The organism is Hafnia alvei (assembly GCF_900095695.1).
In the GTDB taxonomy this organism is placed as follows: domain Bacteria; phylum Pseudomonadota; class Gammaproteobacteria; order Enterobacterales; family Enterobacteriaceae; genus Hafnia; species Hafnia alvei_B.
Window position 1 is genome coordinate 70,926 of record NZ_FMIQ01000026.1, and the last position, 23,929, is coordinate 94,854.

The 23,929-nt window shown below is 51.0% G+C and carries 23 protein-coding genes; 14 read left to right on the plus strand and 9 right to left on the minus strand.

What is annotated here, in order from left to right; translation table 11 throughout:
• On the plus strand, nt 1-792 hold the full coding sequence (locus tag BN1044_RS07010; protein WP_072308097.1) for a phosphate/phosphite/phosphonate ABC transporter substrate-binding protein: 792 nt from the start codon (nt 1-3) through the stop codon (nt 790-792).
• A gap of 14 nt (nt 793-806) precedes the next feature.
• Here the strand turns inward: BN1044_RS07010 and BN1044_RS07015 are convergent, their stop codons facing one another.
• The 3 genes from BN1044_RS07015 to amiA form a co-directional block, all read right to left on the minus strand.
• Nucleotides 807-1,262, minus strand: coding sequence for a YaiI/YqxD family protein (locus BN1044_RS07015; protein ID WP_025800755.1), 456 nt, complete (start codon nt 1,260-1,262; stop codon nt 807-809).
• Complete coding sequence (gene hemF / locus BN1044_RS07020; protein ID WP_072308098.1) at nt 1,262-2,179, minus strand: oxygen-dependent coproporphyrinogen oxidase; 918 nt, start codon at nt 2,177-2,179, stop codon at nt 1,262-1,264. The genes BN1044_RS07015 and hemF overlap by 1 nt, the downstream gene beginning before the upstream one ends.
• A gap of 120 nt (nt 2,180-2,299) precedes the next feature.
• Nucleotides 2,300-3,172, minus strand: coding sequence for an N-acetylmuramoyl-L-alanine amidase AmiA (gene amiA, locus BN1044_RS07025; RefSeq protein WP_072308099.1), 873 nt, complete (start codon nt 3,170-3,172; stop codon nt 2,300-2,302).
• Between the two features lie 203 nt (nt 3,173-3,375).
• Here amiA and BN1044_RS07030 point away from each other — a divergent pair, with 203 nt between their 5' ends.
• The 10 genes from BN1044_RS07030 (at nt 3,376) to cysM (ending at nt 14,426) form a co-directional block, all read left to right on the plus strand.
• The gene (locus BN1044_RS07030) at nt 3,376-6,492 is read left to right on the plus strand and encodes a beta-galactosidase (RefSeq protein ID WP_072308100.1); all 3,117 of its coding nucleotides are present in this window, start codon (nt 3,376-3,378) and stop codon (nt 6,490-6,492) included.
• A 91-nt stretch (nt 6,493-6,583) separates the two neighbouring features.
• Entirely contained in the window at nt 6,584-7,009 is a 426-nt protein-coding gene (locus BN1044_RS07035; RefSeq protein ID WP_025800759.1) for a GNAT family acetyltransferase, read from the plus strand.
• Nucleotides 7,010-7,086: 77 nt separating this feature from the next.
• The gene (locus BN1044_RS07040) at nt 7,087-7,554 is read left to right on the plus strand and encodes a DUF2919 domain-containing protein (RefSeq protein WP_072308101.1); all 468 of its coding nucleotides are present in this window, start codon (nt 7,087-7,089) and stop codon (nt 7,552-7,554) included.
• Between the two features lie 128 nt (nt 7,555-7,682).
• A complete protein-coding gene (locus tag BN1044_RS07045; protein WP_072308102.1) occupies nt 7,683-8,267 on the plus strand; it encodes an RpoE-regulated lipoprotein in 585 nt (194 codons plus the stop codon).
• Nucleotides 8,268-8,489: 222 nt separating this feature from the next.
• Complete coding sequence (locus BN1044_RS07050; protein WP_072308103.1) at nt 8,490-9,389, plus strand: Dyp-type peroxidase; 900 nt, start codon at nt 8,490-8,492, stop codon at nt 9,387-9,389.
• Between the two features lie 220 nt (nt 9,390-9,609).
• Nucleotides 9,610-10,614 carry a sulfate ABC transporter substrate-binding protein gene (locus tag BN1044_RS07055; RefSeq protein ID WP_025800763.1) on the plus strand — a complete coding sequence of 335 codons (1,005 nt, stop codon included), beginning with the start codon at nt 9,610-9,612 and terminating at the stop codon, nt 10,612-10,614.
• Complete coding sequence (cysT, locus tag BN1044_RS07060) at nt 10,614-11,453, plus strand: sulfate/thiosulfate ABC transporter permease CysT (RefSeq protein WP_040045762.1); 840 nt, start codon at nt 10,614-10,616, stop codon at nt 11,451-11,453. The genes BN1044_RS07055 and cysT overlap by 1 nt, the downstream gene beginning before the upstream one ends.
• Nucleotides 11,453-12,331, plus strand: a complete 879-nt coding sequence (cysW, locus tag BN1044_RS07065; protein ID WP_046449816.1) for a sulfate/thiosulfate ABC transporter permease CysW — start codon at nt 11,453-11,455, stop codon at nt 12,329-12,331. The genes cysT and cysW overlap by 1 nt, the downstream gene beginning before the upstream one ends.
• A complete protein-coding gene (cysA, locus tag BN1044_RS07070) occupies nt 12,328-13,422 on the plus strand; it encodes a sulfate/thiosulfate ABC transporter ATP-binding protein CysA (RefSeq protein WP_072308104.1) in 1,095 nt (364 codons plus the stop codon). Before cysW ends, cysA begins: the two co-directional genes overlap by 4 nt.
• A gap of 122 nt (nt 13,423-13,544) precedes the next feature.
• Nucleotides 13,545-14,426, plus strand: coding sequence for a cysteine synthase CysM (gene cysM / locus BN1044_RS07075; RefSeq protein WP_072308105.1), 882 nt, complete (start codon nt 13,545-13,547; stop codon nt 14,424-14,426).
• Nucleotides 14,427-14,529: 103 nt separating this feature from the next.
• On the opposite strand, the gene BN1044_RS07080 is transcribed toward cysM, so the two are convergent.
• From BN1044_RS07080 to cysZ, 6 genes are all read right to left on the minus strand, one after another.
• Complete coding sequence (locus BN1044_RS07080) at nt 14,530-15,099, minus strand: protein K (RefSeq protein ID WP_072308106.1); 570 nt, start codon at nt 15,097-15,099, stop codon at nt 14,530-14,532.
• Between the two features lie 228 nt (nt 15,100-15,327).
• Nucleotides 15,328-15,837 carry a PTS glucose transporter subunit IIA gene (gene crr, locus BN1044_RS07085; protein ID WP_025800768.1) on the minus strand — a complete coding sequence of 170 codons (510 nt, stop codon included), beginning with the start codon at nt 15,835-15,837 and terminating at the stop codon, nt 15,328-15,330.
• Nucleotides 15,838-15,883: 46 nt separating this feature from the next.
• Nucleotides 15,884-17,611, minus strand: a complete 1,728-nt coding sequence (gene ptsI / locus BN1044_RS07090; protein WP_072308107.1) for a phosphoenolpyruvate-protein phosphotransferase PtsI — start codon at nt 17,609-17,611, stop codon at nt 15,884-15,886.
• A 50-nt stretch (nt 17,612-17,661) separates the two neighbouring features.
• Nucleotides 17,662-17,919, minus strand: coding sequence for a phosphocarrier protein Hpr (ptsH, locus tag BN1044_RS07095; RefSeq protein WP_002441228.1), 258 nt, complete (start codon nt 17,917-17,919; stop codon nt 17,662-17,664).
• 386 nt (nt 17,920-18,305) lie between these two features.
• The gene (gene cysK / locus BN1044_RS07100) at nt 18,306-19,274 is read right to left on the minus strand and encodes a cysteine synthase A (RefSeq protein WP_072308108.1); all 969 of its coding nucleotides are present in this window, start codon (nt 19,272-19,274) and stop codon (nt 18,306-18,308) included.
• Between the two features lie 189 nt (nt 19,275-19,463).
• On the minus strand, nt 19,464-20,249 hold the full coding sequence (cysZ, locus tag BN1044_RS07105) for a sulfate transporter CysZ (RefSeq protein WP_072308109.1): 786 nt from the start codon (nt 20,247-20,249) through the stop codon (nt 19,464-19,466).
• 231 nt (nt 20,250-20,480) lie between these two features.
• On the opposite strand from cysZ, the gene zipA reads away from it, so the two are divergent.
• From zipA to BN1044_RS07120, 3 genes are all read left to right on the plus strand, one after another.
• Nucleotides 20,481-21,500, plus strand: a complete 1,020-nt coding sequence (gene zipA, locus BN1044_RS07110) for a cell division protein ZipA (RefSeq protein WP_072308110.1) — start codon at nt 20,481-20,483, stop codon at nt 21,498-21,500.
• 78 nt (nt 21,501-21,578) lie between these two features.
• Complete coding sequence (gene ligA / locus BN1044_RS07115; RefSeq protein ID WP_072308111.1) at nt 21,579-23,615, plus strand: NAD-dependent DNA ligase LigA; 2,037 nt, start codon at nt 21,579-21,581, stop codon at nt 23,613-23,615.
• An 86-nt stretch (nt 23,616-23,701) separates the two neighbouring features.
• The gene (locus BN1044_RS07120) at nt 23,702-23,923 is read left to right on the plus strand and encodes a DUF3820 family protein (RefSeq protein WP_025800774.1); all 222 of its coding nucleotides are present in this window, start codon (nt 23,702-23,704) and stop codon (nt 23,921-23,923) included.
• The last annotated feature ends 6 nt before the right edge of the window (nt 23,924-23,929 follow it).

Below are 23,929 nucleotides of genomic sequence, written 5' to 3' on the forward strand. Positions count from 1 at the left end.
ATGCGGGTTTCGTTGCCGATGTATGGAATCAATCGCGATGATGTAGAGCTGCTCTGGCAGGGGCTTTCTCGCTGGTTGGCGCAGGAGGGTGAAGAGGATTTGCCGCCTAATCTGTGCTGGCCGGACGATCTCTATGCGCATTGGCAGCAGCCTGATTTATTGCTCAGCCAAACCTGCGGCTATCCGCTACAGGAAACATTGAGTGCAAAAGTCGATGTGGTGGGCGTGTTCCGCTATCGCGCCCCAGGGTGTGAAGGTAACGATTATCGTAGTTTTTTAGTGGCGAGAAAGCAGGATGCCGGCGCTGATGTTGGTTCGTTTTTAGGCCGCAAAGCGGCGTATAACAGCGAGGATTCCCAGTCTGGCTACAATGCGTTGCGCTCGGTGATTGCTCCGTTGGCGCACCATGGGCGCTTTTTTGCCAGCACGTTACAGACGGGATCGCATCGAGCCTCGCTGCTGGCGATTAAACAGGGCGACGCCGATATTGCCGCCATTGACTGCGTGACGTTGGCGCTGCTGCAAAAAGCGGAGCCGCAATGCATGAGTGGTTTGAAAATTATCGGGGAAACGCCACCGGCGCCCGGCTTACCGTTGATTACCGCAGCGGGAAATGAAGCCCGTCTGCTGCGTTTGCGCCATGCGCTGAAGAAAATGGTGGAGGATCCGTCGATGGCGGCGGTGCGTTCACGTTTATTGATTAGCGGCTTTAGCCCAATATCCGTGAATGAATATCAGCGTTGTACCGATATGAAACTGCGGGCAGCCGCGCTAGGCGTGACGCGGCTGTAATATCTTTTGCGAACTTAGCGTTTTTGCAGCCAGCGATCGAGCTGGTTAGCGAATTCTTGTCTATCGCGCTGATGCAGCGTGGCAGGGCCGCCGGTTTGTACACCGCTGGCGCGCATGGTATCCATAAAATCACGCATGTTCAGGCGTTCTTTGATGTTGGCTTCGGTATAAAGCTCGCCGCGAGGATTTAACGCCACGCCGCCTTTTTCCAACACTTCGGCTGCCAAAGGAATATCTGCGGTGATGACTAGGTCACCGGGATTGACGCGGCGCACAATTTCGTTATCCGCAACGTCAAAACCGGCTTCAACGCGCAGGCTACGAATAAAGCGCGATGGCGGGGTGCGGATGGTTTGGTTCGCAACCAGCGTGACAAAAATTCCGACGCGATCGGCGGCGCGAAACAGCACCTCTTTGATCACGTTCGGACAGGCATCGGCATCGACCCAAATTTGTTTTGCTTCTGACATTACTCTTCCTTTAGCCAGTCTTGAACCGGCAAAAAATCACGCTCAAGCGCGACCTCTGGTGAATTTGGCTCAGGGTGGAAATCGTATTCCCAGCGAACCAGCGGCGGCATCGACATTAAAATAGACTCGGTTCTTCCCCCAGTTTGCAGGCCAAACAGCGTACCGCGATCCCATACCAAATTGAATTCAACATAGCGGCCACGACGATACAGCTGGAATTGACGTTCGCGTTCACCGAAAGGGGTGTCTTTGCGTTTGGCCACAATAGGCAGATAGGCGGCATTAAAACCGTTTCCCACGGCCTGCATGAAATCAAAGCAGCGATCGAAATCAGGGGTATTTAAATCGTCAAAGAACAGGCCACCCACGCCGCGTGATTCCTGACGGTGTTTGATAAAGAAATACTCATCGCACCACTTTTTATAGCGCGGATAAACCTCTTCGCCAAACGGCTGACACAGATCGCGTGCGGTGCGGTGCCAATGCAGTACGTCTTCTTTGAAAGGGTAAAACGGGGTGAGATCGAAACCGCCGCCAAACCACCATACGGGCTCTTCGCCCTCTTTTTCAGCGATAAAAAAACGCACGTTGGCATGGCTGGTAGGCACATAAGGATTGAGCGGATGAATCACTAACGACACGCCCATCGCTTCGAAACTGCGTCCGGCTAATTCAGGACGGTGTGCGGTGGCCGAGGCGGGGAGCTGCCCACCGGTAACGTGGGAAAAATTGACGCCGGCCTGCTCAAATACGGCACCCTGAGTCAGCACGCGGCTGCGTCCGCCACCACCGGCCTCGCGCTGCCAGTTATCCTCACGAAACGTGGATTGCCCATCGGCGGCAGCAATTTGCTGACAAAGAGAATCCTGCAGGTTCAGCAAAAAAGCTTTTACCTGCGCAGAAGAAGGCTTGCTCATGACGTTTTCCGCTACATTGCTCAATGGAATAAAATGCATCTAATGATGCAAATAAGGGCGCCAGTATAGCGGAAAACGGGGCTTTCCTGTGGGATTAACTTCCCACGTTATCTTGCCAAATTAACTCGGGCGCCGACGCTCGTGGGCATCGAAATAGTCGAGGTATTTCATGATGCCGTTAGCGATAGCCTGCGAGATCTGCTGGCGGAAGGCCGTTGAGGTTAATAGCTGTTCTTCCTGATGATTGGTGATAAACGAGGTTTCAACCAACACAGAGGGGATCGACGGTGATTTTAAAACTGCAAATGCGGCCTGTTCGGTATGCTGGCTGTGCAGATGGTGCACCGGTTTAATATGGTCTAACAGGTGACGGCCTAACGTGAGGCTATTCTTGATGGTGTCGGTTTGCACTAAATCGAATAACACCTGCTGAAGATAGTTATTATCTTCATCGGCGTATTTAGCCCCTGCCACTTTGTCGGCATCGTTTTCACGCTGCGACATATATTTTGCCATCGTGCTGCTTGCGCCGCGGTTGGAGAGGGCAAATACCGATGCGCCCGATGCGGTCGGGCTGGTAAATCCATCGGCGTGGATAGAGACGAACAGATCGGCCTGATGCTGATGGGCAATTTCTACCCGCTTATACAGCGGAATAAAGAAATCATCTTCACGCGTCATTTTAACGTCAATATTGCCATGTTCGCGCAGATGGTCGCGCACGTAGTGGGCAATCTCTAACACCACATGTTTCTCTTTGGCACCTTGATGCCCCACCGCTCCAGGGTCGATACCGCCGTGACCCGGATCAAGCATGATGACCTTGCGTGCGCCCGGTGCTTTTTTTACCGGTTTTGCCGTCAAGGCTGTGCTGCTGGCGGAGGCCGTGTCGACTTTACTTCCCGCCAGCGCCATTGCCGCCAATCCAGACAGGAGGAACTGACGACGGGAAGTATATTTAGGCAATAAACGGAAGTGGGAGAAATTCTTCATGTGATGAATGATTCATTAGCCATTGATAACAAACAGAGGCTGAATAGTAACGCGTCGCAGCCGCAATGATCGAGTTGAGAACTATTTCGAACTGTTACCTTGTTTGAGGCTGTTCATAGAACGGTACTTTACTGCTTTACAGCGCTGTGTTTGTTATTCATTTTGATGTTCTATTCGATATTGAAGATGCATAGGCCATCGCGATGAAATCTAATTCTGCTGATAACGCTGTTAACTCGCTGTCTGTTGTTCTTTCTCGTCGTGACTGGGAAAACCCTGTTTGCACGCAATATCGACGTTTACCGGCCCATCCGCCTTTTAATAGCTGGCGCAACACGCAGGATGCGCAAAACGATCGGCCTTCGTTGCAGCGGATTTCACTGAATGGCGTCTGGGCATTTAGCTATTTTAACCAACCTGAACAGGTGCCAGAGTCTTGGCTGCATGCGGATTTAGACGAGGCTGATGCGTTACAGGTGCCGTCTAACTGGCAAATGGCGGGCTATGATGCACCTATCTATACCAACATCACCTATCCGATCCCGGTCAATCCTCCGTTTGTGCCACAGCAAAACCCAACGGGGTGTTATTCGCTTGCGTTTAGCGTGGATGACGCGTGGCTGAAGCAGGGGCAAACACGGGTTATTTTTGACGGCGTAAATTCTGCTTTTTATCTTTGGTGTAATGGTCAATGGATTGGCTATTCGCAGGATAGCCGCCTGCCCGCCGAGTTTGATCTCACCCATGCATTGCATACCGGGGAAAACCGGCTGGCGGTGTTGGTGCTACGTTGGAGCGACGGTACCTATCTTGAAGATCAGGATATGTGGCGCATGAGCGGTATTTTTCGTGATGTGACGCTGCTGCATAAACCTGCCACACACCTGTGCGATGTTCAGATTAGTACGCATTTGGGAGCCGGCTTTTATCACGCCGATCTTGAGGTTTTGGTGCGGCTGAATCGTCCTGAACCGAGCTATTGCGCCCGCGTGCAGCTGTGGCGAAACGATCGCTGCGTTGCCGAACATCAGCAGTCTATCGTCAGTGATGTCGTGGATGAGCGCGGAGCCTATGACGATCGCACCACGTTGCGTTTGCGGGTGGATAAACCTCTGCTCTGGAGTGCGGAAGAACCTCATCTCTATCGTGCGGTGGTTTCACTCTGTGACGAGCAGGGCGGCATCGTTGACGTTGAAGCCTATGACGTTGGGTTTCGGCAGATAGAAATCAGCCATGGACAGCTTAAGCTGAACGGTAAGCCTTTGCTGATACGCGGCGCCAATCGTCATGAGCACCATCCTGAGCATGGGCAGGTGATGGACGAAGAAACCATGCGCCGCGATATTATTTTGCTCAAGCAGCACAATTTTAATGCGGTGCGCTGTTCCCATTATCCCAATCATCCGCTGTGGTATCGGCTGTGTGATCAATATGGCTTGTACGTAGTGGATGAGGCCAATATCGAAACGCACGGCATGATCCCGATGAATCGTTTAAGTGACGATCCGGTTTGGTTCAATGCGATGAGCGAACGCGTGACGCGTATGGTGCAGCGCGATCGTAACCATCCATCGATAATTATCTGGTCGCTAGGGAACGAGTCTGGCCACGGCTGTCATCATGATGCGCTTTATCGCTGGGTAAAAAGTAACGACCCGACTCGGCCCGTTCAATATGAAGGTGGGGGTGCCAATACTGCCGCCACCGATATTCTTTGCCCGATGTATGCGCGTGTGGAGCAGGATCAGCCGCACCCAACCGTACCCAAATGGTCAATTAAAAAGTGGGTGGGGCTGCCGGACGAAGCGCGTCCGCTGATCCTGTGTGAATATGCCCACGCGATGGGTAACAGCTTGGGTGGGTTTGATCGCTATTGGCAGGCATTTCGTAAGTATCCGCGTTTGCAGGGCGGCTTCGTGTGGGATTGGGTCGATCAGGCGTTGACTAAAGTGGATGAAAAAGGCGAAGCGTATTGGGCCTACGGGGGAGACTTTGGTGATACGCCAAACGATCGCCAGTTTTGTCTGAATGGTTTAGTGTTCCCCGACAGAACGCCGCATCCAGCGTTGTTTGAAGCCCAGCGTGCGCAGCAGTTTTTCCAGCTCCGTTTGGTTGAACAAAACCCGCTCAGCGTAGAAATTACCAGCGAATATCTGTTTCGAACCAGCGATAACGAGCAGCTATTTTGGAACGTCGCGCAGGATGGAAATATTCTGGCGGCGGGCTGTATCGCGCTCAATCTGTTGGCGGAGGCTTCGCAGCACATCGTGTTAGGCGAGATGCCTGAGGTAACGTCTTCAGGTGAACTGTGGCTTAACGTAGAAGTACGTCAGCGTGAAGCCACGCCGTGGTCTGAGGAAAATCACCGCTGCGCGTGGGATCAGTGGCGGTTGACGCAGCCACTCGCTCTTCCTACGGCTGATGAAGCGTGCGGCATAGCGCCTCGCTTGGAGATGTCTGGCGATAAGCATTGCGTTATTTGGCAAGATCAGCGCTGGCAGTTTAACCGCCACACCGGCTTTCTCGAACAGTGGTGGCAGGCTGGCAAAGCCACGCTGTTAACACCGCTGCAAGACAACTTTACGCGTGCGCCGTTGGATAACGATATTGGCGTGAGTGAGGTGGCGCGCATCGATCCCAACGCGTGGGTTGAACGCTGGAAGAAAGCGGGCATGTACGCATTGGATATTCGTTTGTTGCAATGGACTGCGGATGTGGTTTCTCAAGGCATTCAAATCACGACAGAGCATGCTTACCACAGCCAGCAAGCGGTGTTGTTTATCAGTCGAAAAACTTATCTTGTCGATCGTCAGGGCAAGCTGCATATCACCGTGAAGGTGGATGTGGCCCACGGCATACCCGCACCTGCACGCATTGGCTTAAGCTGTCAGGTCGCTGAAGTGGTGGTAGATGCCACATGGCTGGGGCTTGGCCCACACGAAAACTACCCTGATCGGCAGCTTGCCGCGCAGCACGGGCGCTGGACGTTACCGCTTGCTGAACTGCATACCCCTTATATTTTCCCTAGCGAAAATGGACTGCGCTGTCATACGCGCCAGCTGGAGTTTGGGCGCTGGCAATGGCAGGGGAATTTCCATTTTGGCTTAAGCCGATTCAGCCAGAGACAGCTGATGGAAACCTCTCATCAGCACCGATTACATGAAGAACAGGGCGTGTGGGTTAACATTGATGGCTTTCATATGGGCGTTGGCGGGGATGATTCATGGAGCCCAAGCGTGAGCCCAGATTTCCTGCTCAGCGATCCGCATTATTGCTATTCGCTGGTTTGGTTCGCCGATTTGCCAGCGTCCGTCGGATAAGCCCATGGAAACAGTAAGATAACTTTTTCGTTGCGTATCGAAGGATTCCGGCGATAATTAGGTATTAATACAAATAATTACGGTCAGAATCATGGAAATCCGCGTTTTTAAACAAGCTGATTTTGAAGAAGTTACTACTCTATGGGAGCGCTGCGATCTGCTGCGCCCGTGGAACGATCCGGAAACGGATATTGAGCGTAAGCTCAATCACGACGCGGATTTGTTTCTCGTCGCAGAGGTCGGCGGTGAGGTGGTGGGGACCGTCATGGGCGGTTATGACGGCCACCGTGGCACGGCGTATTATTTGGGCGTTCACCCTGATTTTCGCGGCCGTGGCATTGCCAATGCGCTGATTAGTCGCCTAGAGAAAAAGTTGATCGCCCGTGGCTGTCCAAAGATTCAAATCTTGGTCAGTGAAGAAAATGATGCGGTTATCGGCATGTATGAGAAGCTGGACTACGAAACGCAGGACACGCTGTGTCTGAGCAAAAGACTGATTGAAGATCACGAATACTGATCGCGCTTGCTGGGCTCGTTATTTTGCTAAAACACGATAACGAGCTGAAACGTCTAGTTTATTTCTTATGAGTGGCTATGCTCCATCGCACCTATTCCCCTGATGATTTTAATACCCACGGCATGTTGCGCTTACCGTGGGCGTTTTGGCTGGTTTTGATATTACAGGCTAAAACCTGGTTTTTGTTTGTGGTAGCGGGGTCATCGCGCCAGCAAGGCGCCGATTTGTTGGCGCTGTTTTACCCCGATCGCGGTTTATTTTGGAGTGGGATGCTGGTTGGTCTTCCGGCCGCTTTGGGCTTTTTATTGAGCGGGCGACGTCATTTATGGAAAGGCCTTTGGAAAAGCTGGCGTTGGGTATTAATTCTCACCACGCTGGCGCAAATGGGGCTACAGGCCGTGCCTTTCTGGACCAACAGCAATGATGTCACGTTGCTCTCTTTAGCTATTTTATTGTTGGATCTGCTGGCGGTGGCCTATTTGCTGTTTAATTCCCGTCTGAGTGATAGTTTCAAGATCAGCGAATCATTTAAACCCGAGACCTAGGCGCGGATGACGCGTTTAGGTGAAATTAGGAAAAAGTTTTCGGCACTTTTTCCTCGATGTGCACTCCAACCAGCCAGATAAACTTTTTCGGGCGTGCTGACCACGACTCGATACCAAGGAGCATTCGCATGAATTTTCGTCCTCTGTTGTTGGCAGTTCCGTTGTTATTAACGGGCTGCTCTACGATGAGTCATATGTCATGGTCCAGCTTGTCACCGCTAAACTGGTTTGGTAGCTCGGTAGAGGTGAGCGACATGGGCGTTGCGGGAATTAATGCCAGCACGCCGCTAAACGAAGCCGATATCAATAAGGCGTTATATGATGATTATCGCCTGCGTTCTGGTATGGGCACGCGTAACGGAACCGTCACCTCGTTTTATCAGGCGCTGGACGGCGACACGCTGGTGATGACCATCAGCGGCGACGACAAAGGCACCGTGAAACGCGTTAACGTTGAGAGCGATGCGATTAAAACGGCATGGGGCGTAAAAATAGGCACGCCGTTTAGCGATCTTTATGAGAAAGCTTATGGCGAGTGCCAGAAAGGTCAGGGCGATAACGCCAATGACGTGGAATGTGTGGCCAAAGAGAGCCGCCACGTGAGCTATCTGTTCAGCGGTGAATGGCATGGGCCAGAAGGCTTAATGCCGTCTGACGATACGCTGAAAAATTGGAAGATTACGCAGATTGTTTGGCACGCCAACGCGATCTAAATTATCTCGTTCTACGTGACAGCCTGCCTTTTGAAAGCGCCGATTTGAATGTTTAAAACCGGCGCTTTTCCTCACTAAATACCTCTTTTTTGTTCTGAATTCTTGCTTTTTAGCAAGGCAACGCCCTCGGCATAGCGTAAACTACGCGCAATTAAATCGCGCTGAAGTGAACGACGTTAGCTTTGAGTGCGGCAAATCAGTCAAAAAGGGAGATGACGTTTAATGTCTCAGCCACAAAGCGGTATTTTATTAGAGCATTGTCGTTTTGGTATTTTTATTGAAGCCATGGTGCAAGGCGATCTTGATGCAGTACGTCAAGGATGCAAAACCTTCGTCAAAAGCTTGGAAGAACTGCAAGCGCAATATCCTCAGGAACGTTTAGGCGCGGTTATCGCTTTCGGTAACGATGTTTGGCGCGATCTTTCCGCAGGCGTTGGCGCTCCAGATCTGAAACCTTTTACCCCACTCGGCAAAGGTTTAGCTCCGGCAACCCAGCGTGACATGCTGATCCACATTCAGTCTTTACGCCATGATATTAACTTCTCTTTAGCTCAGGCCGCGCTGGCTGCCTTTGGTAACTGCATTCACGTTGAAGAAGAAGTGCACGGTTTCCGCTGGGTTGAAGAGCGCGATTTGAGCGGCTTTATTGACGGCACCGAAAACCCGAAAGACGAGCAGCGTCCTATCGTGGGCGTTATCGGCAATGACGACGCCGATGCGGGCGGTAGCTACGTATTTGTGCAGCGCTGGGAGCACAACCTTAAGCAATGGGGTCGTTTCAGCACTGAGCAACAAGAGCAGATTATCGGTCGTACCAAGCACGACAGCGAAGAGCTCGATCCAGAATCACGCCCAGATACCTCACACGTTAGCCGTGTTGACCTGAGCGAAGATGGCAAAGGCCTGAAAATTTTGCGTCAAAGCCTGCCATACGGCACCGCAAGCGGCGCACATGGTCTGATGTTTATCGCGTATTGTGGCCGTTTGCATAATATCGAAAAACAGCTGCTAAGCATGTTTGGTGACTTAGACGGCAAGCGCGATCAGCTGTTGCGCTTTAGTAAAGCGGTAACCGGTAGCTACTACTTTGCGCCGTCGTTAGATCGCTTGATGTCGCTGTAATCCATATCAAACCGCCTGCTTCCGCGGGCGGTTATTCCTCTCACATTCATCCTTAATTTCTCCCTCACACCGCCATTCTAAAATGCCTTATAGCATTTGATGCTTTCTGAGTCCCAAACGATATATAAAACCGTTACAGGTTAGCCTCTAGTTATAAATACACTAACAGTCATAAAGACGACATGCGTGGTCGTTTTCACAGACTGACTGAAGGTGAACGATGAAACTGAATAAGCTCAAAGGATGGACGCTGGCGACGTTGCTGATTTCTGGCGGAGCGTCGGCGGCTGAACTGCTGAATAGCTCTTATGATGTTTCTCGCGAGCTGTTTACCGCGCTCAATCCGGCTTTTGAAACGCAATGGCAGAAAGAGGGAAATCCTGCGCTGACCATCAAGCAGTCTCATGCGGGTTCATCTAAACAGGCTTTGGCTATCTTGCAGGGGCTGCGTGCGGATGTTGTGACCTACAATCAGGTGACCGATGTGCAGATCCTGCACGATCGCGGCAATCTGATCCCCGCAGACTGGCAGGCACGCCTGCCGAATAACAGCTCACCGTTCTATTCCACCATGGCGTTCTTAGTGCGTAAGGGAAACCCGAAGCAGATCCATGATTGGAACGATCTGGTGCGCAGCGATGTGAAACTGATCTTCCCTAATCCAAAAACCTCGGGTAACGGGCGTTATACCTATCTTGCCGCATGGGGCGCGGCGAATTTGAGCGATGGTGGCGATCAGGCCAAAAGCCGCGAGTGGATGAAACGTTTTCTTGGCAACGTAGAAGTTTTTGATACCGGCGGCCGGGGTGCCACGACGACGTTTGTAGAACGTAATTTGGGCGACGTGCTGATTAGCTTTGAATCGGAAGTGAAAAACATTCAAAAACAGTACGGTGACGCGGGCTATGAGGTGATCGTTCCTCCGGTCGATATTCTGGCGGAATTCCCCGTTGCGTGGGTGGATAAAAACGTTGAGCGTAACGGTACCGAAAAAGCCGCTAAGGCCTATTTGAACTATCTCTATTCGCCTGAGGCACAAAAAATTATCACCAGCTTCAACTACCGCGTGTATGACAAACAGGCGATGGCTGCGGCCAAAGGGCAGTTCCCTGAAACCAAGCTGTTCCGCGTTGAGGATCAGTTTGGTAGTTGGCCGAAAGTGATGCAAACGCACTTCGCCACCGGCGGTGAGCTTGACCAACTGTTAGCAGAAGGGCACCGGTAATGTTGTTGTCTCGCGCTGCACCGAAAAGGGTTTTGCCCGGCTTTACCCTGAGTCTGGGCAGTAGCCTGCTGTATACCTGTTTAATTTTGTTGTTGCCGTTAAGCGCGCTGGTTATGCAGCTCGCGCAGATGACGTGGCAGCAGTATTGGGATGTGATCACCAACCCACAAGTGGTGGCCGCCTATAAAGTGACTTTGCTGGCGGCGGGCGTTGCCAGCGTATTCAACGCGATATTTGGCATGCTGATGGCATGGATCCTGACGCGCTACGAGTTCCCTGGGAAAACCCTGTTGGACGGGCTGATGGATCTGCCGTTTGCTTTGCCAACGGCGGTGGCCGGGTTAACGCTGGCAGGTTTATTTTCGACTACGGGTTGGTATGGGCAATGGCTGGCGATGATTGATATTAAAGTCGCTTTCACATGGCTCGGCATTGCCGTCGCGATGGCGTTTACCAGCATTCCGTTTGTGGTGCGTACCGTGCAGCCCGTGCTGGAAGAACTCGGCCCTGAGTATGAAGAGGCCGCGCAGACGCTAGGCGCTTCACGCTGGCAGAGCTTCCGCAAAGTGGTGTTTCCCGAAGTAGCGCCTGCGCTGTTAGCGGGAACCGCGCTGTCGTTCACCCGTAGCCTCGGTGAGTTTGGCGCGGTGATTTTCATTGCGGGCAATATTGCATGGAAGACGGAAGTGACGTCGCTGATGATTTTTATCCGCCTGCAAGAATTTGATTATCCGGCGGCGAGCGCGATTGCCTCGGTGATCTTAGCGGCATCGTTGCTGCTGCTGTTTAGCATTAACACGTTGCAAAGCCGCTTCGGCAAACGTATTGGGGGGCATTAATGGCTGACTTATCTGCATGGCAAGGCAACAGCCAACAACTGCGCCCCAAGATCGACTGGTTGAAATGGTTTTTGATCGGCAGCGGCGTGCTGCTTTCGGTGCTGTTGTTGCTGGTGCCGATGATTTCAATCTTTGCTTTGGCGTTTTCTGAAGGCGCTGGCGTGGTGTGGAAGAATCTCAGCGATCCCGACATGCTGCATGCGATTTGGCTTACGGTGCTGGTGGCCTTGATTACGGTTCCGGTCAATCTGGTGTTTGGTACGCTGCTGGCATGGCTGTGCACGCGCTTTGTGTTTCCTGGTCGCCAGCTGTTGCTGACGTTGATTGATATTCCTTTTGCGGTTTCGCCGGTGGTGGCGGGGCTGCTCTATTTACTGTTTTACGGATCGAACGGTCCATTGGGTGGCTGGTTGGATGCGCATGACATTCAACTGATGTTCTCGTGGCCGGGCATGGTGTTAGTTACGGTATTTGTAACCTGTCCGTTTGTGGTTCGCGAGCTGGTGCCGGTGATGATGAGCCAAGGGAGCCACGAAGATGAAGCAGCGGTGCTGCTGGGGGCTTCTGGCTGGCAGATGTTTCGCCGTGTGACGCTGCCGAATATCCGTTGGGCGCTGTTGTATGGCGTGGTGCTGACTAACGCGCGTGCGATTGGTGAATTTGGTGCGGTGTCGGTGGTTTCAGGTTCGATACGTGGTGAAACTTATACGCTGCCGCTACAGGTTGAATTGCTGCATCAGGATTACAACACCGCCGGGGCGTTTACCGCCGCTGCGCTGTTGACGCTGATGGCGATTGTAACGTTGTTCTTGAAAAATATGCTGCAATGGCGCTTGAACCGACAGGTGGTTCACGCTGCGCGGGAGGACGTGAAATGAGCATTGAGATTAAACAGGTCAACAAATACTTTGGCCGTACCAAAGTCCTGAACGACATTTCTCTGACCATTCCGTCTGGCCAGATGGTGGCGCTGCTTGGCCCATCGGGGTCGGGTAAAACCACGCTGCTGCGAATTATTGCCGGTTTAGAAGGGCAGAGCGGCGGACAGCTCAGCTTTAACGGTAATGACGTAAGCCGTCTGCATGCGCGCGATCGTCGTGTGGGTTTTGTCTTCCAGCATTACGCCCTGTTTCGTCATATGAGCGTGTTTGATAACGTAGCCTTTGGCTTAACGGTGCTGCCGCGCCGCGAGCGTCCGTCAACGGCGGCGATTAAACAGAAAGTGGAACAGTTGCTGGAAATGGTTCAGCTTGCCCATCTGGCCGATCGTTTTCCTTCCCAGCTCTCCGGTGGACAAAAGCAGCGCGTTGCTCTAGCGCGCGCGTTAGCCGTTGAGCCTGAAATTTTGCTGTTGGATGAACCGTTTGGCGCGCTGGATGCACAGGTGCGTAAAGAGCTGCGCCGCTGGTTACGTCAGTTACATGAAGAGCTGAAATTCACCAGCGTGTTTGTGACTCACGATCAGGAAGAAGCCATGGAAGTGGCGGATCAGATCGTGGTGATGAGCCAAGGGAATATTGAGCAAATTGGCTCGCCTGACGACGTGTGGCGTGAACCTGCCAGCCGATTTGTGCTGGAGTTTTTAGGCGAAGTGAATAAAGTCGATGGCGAAATTCGTGGTTCGCAGATTTACATCGGTGAACATCATTGGCCTTTGGCCTTTTCGCCGTTGCATCAAGGCAAAGTCGATATGTTCCTGCGCCCGTGGGAAATGGAAGTCAGCTTGCAGGCTAATGCACGTTGTCCGTTACCCGTTCAGGTCTTGGAAGTGAGTCCACGCGGACACTATTGGCAGCTTACCGTGCAGCCGCAGGGCTGGCATCCTGAACCTATCAGCGTGGTGATGCTGGAAGGCAACGGTGCACAGGCGCCCAAACGCGGTGGTCGATATTTTGTGGGTGGGCTGAATGCGCGCTTGTATGCGGGCGATACGCCCTTGCAACCGGTAGCGCTGGCTAAAAGTGCTTAGACCCTTTGGCCTCTCCCCGTCCTTTTCTTCGAAGGGCGGGGATTTAGGTTATGCCCCTTCAACATCTCTGCTTTTGCATTACACTAAACTTCTCATCTTTTTGGCTAAATAGGTAACCGCCCGTGAGTTCTCTGGAATCTTGTATTGGAAACACGCCTTTAGTGCAGCTGCAGCGGATGGCTGCGGGCACGGGGAGTGAGGTCTGGGTCAAACTGGAAGGTAATAATCCGGCTGGCTCGGTGAAGGATCGCGCGGCGCTGTCAATGATTCAACAGGCTGAACTGCGCGGCGAGATTAAACCGGGCGATACCCTGATTGAGGCAACCAGCGGTAATACCGGTATTGCGTTAGCGATGATTGCAGCGCTGAAAGGCTATCGGATGAAACTGCTGATGCCGGAGAATATGAGCCAAGAGCGACAGGCGTCGATGCGTGCATACGGTGCCGAGCTGATTTTAGTTAGCCGTGAACAGGGCATCGAGGGCGCTCGCGATCTGGCCCAGCAAATGGCCGATCGCGGTGAAGGTATGATCCTCGATCAGTTTAATAATGCGGATAACCCGCTGGCGCATTTTACCACCACCGGGCCTGAGATTTGGCAGCAGACGCAGGGTAAGGTGACGCATTTCGTGTCGAGTATGGGCACTACGGGCACAATTACCGGCGTTGGCCGTTTCTTAAAGCAGCAGAGCGATACGGTGAAAATCGTCGGTCTACAGCCCTCTGAAAGCTCAAGCATTCCGGGGATCCGCCGTTGGCCGCAGGAATATCTGCCGGGAATTTATCGCCCAGAACTGGTGGATGAGGTGATGGATATGTCGCAGCAGCTGGCGGAAGAAACCATGAAACGCTTGGCGCGCGAAGAAGGGCTGTTTTGCGGCGTGAGTTCGGGTGGTGCTGTCGCTGGAGCGCTGCGTGTGGCGCAGGAAAATCCGGGGAGCAAAGTGGTAGCGATTATTTGTGACCGAGGCGACCGTTATTTATCGACAGGCGTGTTTGGCTAATGGATGTGACCGTCTGGATGGAGTTACAAACAAATCAAATTCAGGGCAGTTGAGATGCCCTGATGAGGATTCCAGCGGCTTCTATATCAGATTTTATAGAGGGTTATTGGTTGCAAACCGACGGAACCGCTTTGTATGTGTATACCAATTTTTCGCTTACGTAATAGTTGTAAATGACGCCTTCAGGAAATAAATCTCTAAACATAGTCACTTGAGCATTGTTAGAGCAGTAACGATTTACAATGCTTTTCTGCATATTGTTTTTCCATTGATCGCCTTCAATCACGTTGGCTGGAATCCCTTTTATGACGTATTTATAGCTGAATGTATTTCCATCTAATGAAACATCAGACATTAAAGTCGCTTCGTCAATCAAGAGCGGCAGTTTTTTCTTCATTTCCGTAACAACAATCTCTCTCAGATTGCTGGAGTCGTTGTCTGGTAATTTATTGAATTGTTCAATTTTTTCTGGCGTAGACCGTTCTTCTATTTCTTTTAGGGCCTTATCAACATCATCAGTTGCTTGCCCTTTCTCAGCGTTTGGTTGAGTTGCCGCACTATGCTCATTGGATTGTTTGACAGCGAGATCGGCCTTTTCTTTTGACGAGTCATCACACCCTCCAATGAAAAGAACGGCTGGAACGAGCATAGCGAGCATTGCCTTTTTCATCATCTTTAGTATTCCATCACTACGTTTTTGCTACTGCATACAAACCGTTAGACATAAAAAATCCATGCCATAGGGAAGGTACGCCTGAAAAGAGGAGCAGCGCGGTTTAAGCAATTGGACTACATATTTGCTGCTTGTTCGGTTGATCCCTGTTCTGTAAGAGCGATTTCAAGCAAGAAAGTTCCAAAAAAAAACGGAGCCTAAGGCTCCGTTTTTTCATGCTAAATCACATTATTTTTTAATGCGAATAACAGGGGTTTCGCCAACAACAACGGTACCAGAAAGCTTAGTCAGCTCTTTGATTTCGTCCATGTTAGAGATAACAACCGGAGTCAGGGTAGACTTGGCTTTTTCTTCCAGCAGCGCCAGATCGAACTCGATCACAACGTCGCCTTTCTTAACACGCTGGCCTTCTTCAGCGATGCGTTTGAAGCCTTCGCCTTTCAGTTCAACGGTGTCGATACCAAAGTGAACAAACAGCTCAATGCCGCTATCTGACTCGATTGAGAATGCATGGTTTGTTTCAAAGATTTTGCCAATGGTTCCATCAACGGGAGCAACCATTTTGTTGCCTGTTGGTTTGATAGCGATGCCATCACCAACGATCTTCTCTGCAAATACAACGTCCGGCACATCTTCAATGTTGACAATTTCACCAGACAACGGAGCAAAAATCTCAATGCTGCTCGTGTCTTTCTTGTCGTCTGAAACCAGAGATTTCAGTTTATCAAACAAACCCATGATCTTCTCCTAAGCAAGTAATGTTGGGCGGCGCCCAGCGCATGAATTAGCAGATGGTTTTTTCTTCAATGAACTTGTTAACCACGTTCATTAAATCTTCTGCTGTTGGCTGGTTCAGAGCTTCATCTGCCAGTGCCTTCACATCTTCAAAATTCGAATTACGAATGATTTTTTTGATGCGAGGGATAGAGATAGAACTCATGCTGAACTCATCCAGCCCCATGCCCAAAAGAAGCAGTGTAGCACGTTCATCACCAGCAAGCTCGCCGCACATACCGGTCCACTTACCTTCCGCGTGAGACGCGTCGATGACCTGTTTGATTAGGGTCAACACTGATGGAGCCATAGGGTTGTAGAGATGAGAAATCAGCTCGTTTCCGCGATCTACCGCTAGAGTATACTGGGTTAAGTCATTTGTCCCAATACTAAAGAAGTCAACTTCCTTCGCTAAATGACGTGCGATGGTGGCAGCTGCTGGAGTTTCAACCATAACGCCGACTTCAATGGTTTCGTCGAAGGCTTTGCCTTCTTCGCGCAGCTGGGTTTTCAGCATTTCTAACTCTGCTTTCAGCTCACGTACTTCTTCAACGGAAATAACCATTGGGAACATGATGCGCAGTTTGCCGAATGCAGAAGCACGCAGGATAGCGCGCAGCTGAGCATGCAGGATCTCTTTACGATCTAAACAGATACGAATTGCACGCCAGCCCAAGAATGGGTTTTCTTCTTTTGGCAGGTCCATATACGGCAGATCTTTGTCGCCGCCGATGTCCATCGTACGCACGATGACCGCCTGAGAACCCATACCTTCAGCTACGGCTTTATAAGCCTGGAACTGTTCTTCTTCTGTTGGGAACGCATCGCGGTCCATGAACAGGAATTCAGTACGGTATAAACCAACGCCTTCAGCGCCGTTACGCTCAGCACCGGCGATATCGCGCACGGTACCGATGTTGGCACAGACTTCAACCTGATGTCCGTCCAGCGTGATGGCTGGCAGGTCTTTCAGTTTCACCAGTTCGTTCTTTTCAGACACATACTGGTTCTGTACCGCTTTCAATTCTTCAACGATTTCTGCCGTCGGGTTGACGTAGATTTTGTTGTTAACGGCGTCAAGGATCAGGAAATCGCCGTTTTTGACTTGTTTGGTCACGTCAGAAGTGCCCACAATCGCTGGCAGTTCCAGAGAACGCGCCATGATAGAGGTGTGGGAAGTACGGCCGCCCAGATCGGTGATGAAGCCGAGAACTTTGTTCAGGTTCAGCTGTGCGGTTTCTGACGGAGTCAGGTCGGTAGCAACCAGAATAACTTCGTCCTGGATTGCGCTTAAATCAACGATAGTCATGCCAAGGATGTTCATCAGCAGACGTTTACCGATATCACGTACGTCAGCCGCACGCTCTTTCAGATATTCGTCGTCTAGCTCTTCCAGAGCCTTCGCTTGACCTTCGACAACTTCGTGAGCCGCAGCGTCTGCGGTCATTTTGCTGTCTTTAATGAGGGCTATGATTTCCTGCTCAAGCTCTTCGTCTTCCAATAACATGATGTGGCCTTCGAAGATGGCGGCTTTCTCTTCGCCAAAGGTCTCGCTTGCTTTTACTCTGATGGCTTCAAGCTGTACAGATGCTTTATCACGACCAGATTTAAAACGAGCGATCTCCTGCTCTACTTCTTCAGCAGCGATTTTTTTCCGGTTGATGATAATCTCATCTTCTTTCAGTAAGAGTGCCTTACCAAAAGCAATGCCCGGCGATACTAAGATACCTGAAATCATAACCCTACCTTACTGTTGACTGGTTAAACTAAACGGATTGGACCTGAGGATTACTCAAGTTCTGCCATCAGTTTTACCAAATGTTCAACGGCTTTCTGCTCATCTTCACCTTCAGCGGCGATAGTCACTACGGTGCCTTGGGTCAGACCCAGAGTCTGCAGTTTAAACAGGCTCTTAGCGCTTGCGCTTTTACCGTTAGAGGTCACAGTGATGTCAGAAGTGAAGCCTTTTGCTTCTTTAACGAACTGAGCAGCAGGGCGGGTGTGCAGACCATTCGGAGCGGTAATCGTAACTTCTTGCTGGAACATAGGTTTCCCCAACTATTTTTGAATTAATGTTGTGGGGCTAAAGTTTAGCTTAAATGCTGAACTTCAGCCTGTTTTCAGTTAGCGCCTAACTCGTGGAGCAGTAGCAGTTTGAGCGTTATGGGAAATGTGTTCAAGATAGAAACTATCGTGAATACGTTCGCCAATAACTTCCGTATTATGCCGCTATCGTGATGCTCAGGACAAATCAGTAAATCGATTCAGCTGACTTGACGCAACACTCCGCTTTATTTCGCGCTTCAAAATAATTGCTTGGTTAAATACTAGACCCGGGCAGGAAAAGCAAGTTTGGGCAGGTAAAAACTTTGAACTGCGCCACAAAAAAGCACCCAATCGGGTGCTTTTTTAGCATGATTAGAACATTAGCATCACTGCTGCAATTCTTGTTCAGTGAACAGATCTGCGAACAATGCCGTGCTTAAATAGCGTTCACCCGAGGAAGGCAGAATAACCACAATTGTTTTGTCAGTAAAGTCTGGATCGTTAGCAAGTTTTTCTGCTGCAACAACTGCCGCACCGGAAGAAATCCCAGCCAAGATGCCTTCTTCTTCCATCAGACGACGAGCCATCGCAATGGCTTCGTCGTTGCCAACCAGCGCCACGCGGTCAACCAGATTTAAATCGAGGTTTTCAGGAATGAAGCCAGCGCCGATGCCTTGAATTTTATGTGGGCCCGGCTTGATTTCTTCGCCCGCCAGCGCCTGAGTGATAACCGGCGAGCTTTCCGGTTCAACGGCAACGGTGATGATTTTTTTGCCTTGGGTATTTTTCAGATAACGGCTGGTGCCGGTTAAGGTACCGCCGGTGCCGACGCCGGAAATCAGCACATCGACTTGACCATCGGTATCTTCCCAAATCTCTGGGCCGGTGGTTTTTTCATGGATTTCTGGGTTAGCAGGGTTGCTAAACTGCTGGAGCAGAACGAAGCGTTTTGGATCGCTTGCCACAATTTCTTCGGCTTTGGCAATCGCGCCCTTCATGCCTTTGGCGCCTTCGGTCAGAACCAGATTAGCGCCTAAGGCTTTGAGCAGTTTGCGACGTTCAAGGCTCATGGTTTCTGGCATGGTGAGCGTTAACTTATAACCGCGTGCGGCGGCCACAAAGGCCAATGCAATGCCGGTGTTACCACTGGTAGGTTCAACCAACTCAATGCCCGGTTTTAAAATGCCACGTTTTTCAGCATCCCAGATCATATTGGCGCCGATACGGTCTTTGACGCTAAAACTTGGGTTACGAGATTCCACTTTCGCCAAAATACGACCATTGCCGATACGATTCAGACGAACAAGCGGTGAATGACCGATTGTCAGGGAGTTGTCTTCAAAAATCTTGCTCATAGCACGTCCTTTAACTCTATGAAATACAGGGAACATTAATTGAGCATACGCGAATACAACCCGTTGGGAAGTAAAGAAATCATATATGCTTATTTCAATATGCGATTAGGTTTCACGAAGTTGAACTTCAGCTGAGGCAAGAAACAAGCAGAGCAGCCGGAGCTGCTCTTGGGGGGAGTGTGGCGGTGGTTACGGCTGGATGCGTGAATACTCCGCGCGGTAACGATCAACCCACATGGCGGTCGCGCCACAGACGGCAACCGGCATGATCACTAGGTTTAAAACAGGGATCATGGTAAACAGGCTGGTCAATGCGCCAAACTGTAGGTTATCGACTTTATTGCGGCGCAGAGCGTCGCGCATGTCTGGGAAGCTCACCTTGTGGTTATCAAACGGGTAATCGCAGTACTGAATAGACATCATCCATGCGCTGAACAGAAACCACAGCACAGGCGCAACGGTTTGACCTACGCCCGGAATAAAATACAAAATCAGCAAGACGATAGCGCGCGGCAGATAGTAAGCCAGCTTTTTCCATTCACGCGCCATAATTCTCGGTACGTCTTTTACCACGCTCCAAATGCTGGTATCCGGCAGCGGTTTACCGGTTAATACGCCTTCTAACTGTTCAGCCAGTAGGCCGTTAAACGGCGCGGCTATCCAGTTAGCAATGGTGCTGAATAAATAACTGAACACCAAAACGATCGAGATAACGGCCAGCGGCCAGAGTAAATAACTGAGCCACTGTAGCCAGTCAGGGACGTAACTCATCAAACTTGGGATCCAAGCGCCTAGCTGATGGAACAGCCACCAGAACGCTAAGCCCATCAAAACGATGTTCACCAACAATGGCATAACGACATAACGCTTAATTCCCGGCAGACGAACTAAACGCCAGCCTTCAGAAAAGTAGTGAACGCCATTGGTTTTTGCAGGGATATTTCTTTCATTTGACCCGATAGGGGTGTTTTTCATAACTGCTCTTTTAGCTGTGTTAGTTATAATAAAAAAAATCTCAGCTATCATAACTATGAGTTAATTCGCTTTCCAGTTCAGAATCGACCGAAAAATCAGCAAAAAAGTGCGAAAAATCATCTTTCTTAAGGTAAATTTCAGTCCAGACTTGCACTTGTACCAACAGCCAAATAGAGTTATGCGTTAAGGGTTTGCCATTACGGCAATAGTATTAAAACAACAGAGATTGCGATGATGCAGGATTTGCGTCTGATATTAATTGTTGTTGGTGCGGTCGCCATTATAGCGTTGTTACTGCACGGCTTGTGGACCAGTCGTAAAGAACGTTCTTCGCTATTTCGCGATCGTCCAGCAAAAAAAACAAAGAAACAGCGTGACGAACAGCCTCTGGCTGATCTAGATGAAGGCGTGGGCGAAGTTCGGGTACAGCGTTCTAGCAGCCCCGTGCAGAAACCGGTTGAGCCGGCATTTGGTCAGTTCAGCGCGTCACAGGATGAACGTCCGGATCCGTTGGATACGGCTCGTGCACCTTCACGCCCTGCAGCGCAACCAAGCTCTGTCGTTCCAGAACAGCGTGAACATAGCGATCCGTTACTGGGTGATGCCTTGTTCGGTGACGATGACGAAGATGATTATCGTCGTCCGACTAAACCGGTTCGTCACTCTCAGCCTACAGAGCCTGCTATTCAGCCGAAGCCGCAGCCCGCTCATTACGCTGAAGAACAGAATGAGCCTGAAGCTCCTCACGTAGCATCGTCTTATGATGATGACTATGAGGATGAAGCTCCGCAGGTAGTTTCTGAGGTGGTGCCTGAGCCTGAGAAAATCACTGAAACCGTGTTGGTTCTGCATGTTGCTGCACACCACGGCAGCGTGATTGGCGGTGAAGTGCTGCTGCAAAGCGTGTTGCAATCGGGCTTCCAGTTCGGTGCGATGAATATTTTCCATCGTCACCTGAACCCAGCCGGCAGTGGCCCCGTGTTATTTAGCATGGCAAATATGGTTAAGCCGGGTAACTTCGATCCTGACAACATGTCTGATTTCACCACGCCGGGGATCTCCTTCTTTATGATGGTGCCTTCTTATGGCGATGCGAATCAGAACTTTAAGCTGATGCTGCAATCTGCTCAGCGAATCGCTGATGATGTCGGTGGTGTGGTGCTGGATGATGAACGCCGTATGATGACGCCGCAGAAGCTAGAGATTTACAAAGCGCGTATCCGTGAAGTTTTGGATAACACCGCGAAATAGCGCAACGGCGATAGAATCGAATAAAATGAAACCCCCGTATATCGGGGGTTTTTTATCATTAATCAATCATGGTGGATTATGACCTCAACGACTGGACCCCAACTCCAACAACAACTCGAACAGCTTAGAGCCGCGTTGCGCCATCATGAGTATCAGTATCACGTACTTGATGCCCCTGAAGTTCCAGACGCTGAATACGATCGCCTGATGCGCGAGCTTCGTGCGCTGGAAGAGCAATACCCCGAACTTATCACACCCGATTCGCCGACCCAGCGCGTGGGGGCGGCTCCGCTCTCTGCGTTTAGTCAGGTTCGTCATGAAGTTCCGATGCTCTCTCTGGATAACGTCTTTGACGATGAGAGCTACTTGGCTTTCGACAAGCGCGTCCATGACCGTTTAAAAACCGCAGAGCCACTCACTTTTTGCTGTGAGCTTAAACTTGATGGTTTAGCCGTTAGCCTTCTGTATGAAGATGGCGTATTGGTTCGCGGGGCTACTCGCGGTGATGGTACGACCGGCGAAGATATTACGGCCAACGTAAAAACGATCCGCGCGATCCCTCTGCGTTTGCAGGGCGATAATATCCCGCGCCGTGTTGAAGTACGCGGTGAGGTGTTTATGCCGTTGGCTGGTTTTGAAGCCATGAACGAAGAAGCGCGCCGTAAAGATGGCAAAGTTTTTGCCAATCCGCGAAACGCCGCAGCGGGATCGCTGCGTCAGCTCGATCCACGCATCACCGCTAAACGCCCGCTGACGTTCTTCTGCTATGGCGTGGGCCTGATGGATGGCGGTGAGCTGTCAGCCAGCCACTATGGTCGCTTACAGCAGTTTAAAGCGTGGGGATTGCCGGTCAGCGATCGTGTGAAACTGTGCACCGGCAGTGAAGAGGTCTTGAAATTTTACCGTCAGGTTGAGCAGGATCGACCAACGCTTGGTTTTGATATCGATGGCGTGGTGATTAAAGTTGATAGTATCGCGATCCAAGAACAGCTTGGTTTTGTGGCGCGTGCACCTCGTTGGGCCACGGCGTTTAAATTCCCTGCGCAAGAGCAGATGACCACGGTTAACGGCGTTGAGTTTCAGGTTGGGCGTACAGGCGCTATTACTCCTGTGGCGCGTTTAGAACCGGTGCTGGTTGCCGGTGTTATCGTGAGTAATGCGACGCTGCATAACGCCGATGAAATCGACCGTCTGGGTCTGCGTATCGGTGATACCGTGATTGTGCGCCGCGCCGGTGACGTTATTCCCCAGGTGGTGGGCGTGGTCGAAGCTGAACGCCCTGAAAATGCGCAGGAGATCGTCTTCCCGTTGCAGTGTCCGGTATGTGGTTCCGACGTTGAGCGTGTGGAAGGTGAAGCCGTGGCGCGCTGTACCGGTGGATTAATCTGCGGTGCGCAGCGTAAAGAGTCGCTTAAGCATTTTGTTTCCCGTCGTGCGATGGACGTTGACGGCATGGGCGATAAGATCATCGAACAGCTGGTCGAAAAAGAGTATGTGAAAACGCCAGCCGATCTTTATCGCTTGAGCGCCGGTATTTTAACCGGACTTGATCGCATGGGGCCGAAGTCAGCAACGAATTTGGTCAATGCGTTAGAAAAATCTAAAGAGACTACGCTGGCTCGATTCCTGTATGCGCTGGGCATTCGTGAAGTCGGTGAGGCGACCGCGGCGAATCTGGCTGCGCATTTTGGCTCATTGGACGCTTTGCGTGAGGCCGACGTCGAGGCGTTGAAGGCCGTGCAGGACGTGGGTGAAGTGGTGGCGAAGCATGTGCGCCATTTCCTGAGCGAAGAGCACAATCAGAAAGTGATCGAGGAACTGATCAGCCCAGAGATTGGTATTCACTGGCCTGCGCCGCAGGTGGTGGTAGCTGAAGAGATCGACAGTCCGTTTGCCGGTAAAACCGTGGTTCTGACCGGATCGCTGAGCTTGATACCGCGTGATGAAGCGAAAGATCGTCTTGCGGCGTTGGGCGCCAAAGTCAGCGGCAGTGTTTCTAAGAAAACCGATATGGTTATCGCGGGAGAAGCCGCAGGCTCTAAGCTGGCTAAGGCGCAGGAGTTGGGGATTCCAGTGATTGATGAAGCCGAGATGATCCGGCTGCTCGGGCTGTAATGCGTATTCGCTACGATAACCTTCAATGACAAAAACGCGATCGGCTCCTCTCAATCGAGGGGAGCTAGATGACGGACAGAAATGTAATGGAAAAAGAAAACCTGATTGAAATTGCCAATATGGTGATGCCGTTTGGCAAGTACAAAGGTCGCGTATTGATTGATTTACCGGAAGAGTATCTTTTGTGGTTCGCCCGCAAGGATGAGTTCCCGCAGGGAAAACTGGGTGAACTAATGCAGATCACCCTCGCTATCAAAATTGAAGGTCTTGAAGGCTTAGTTAAGCCTCTCAAGCGTCAACGTAGTTAAACGCAG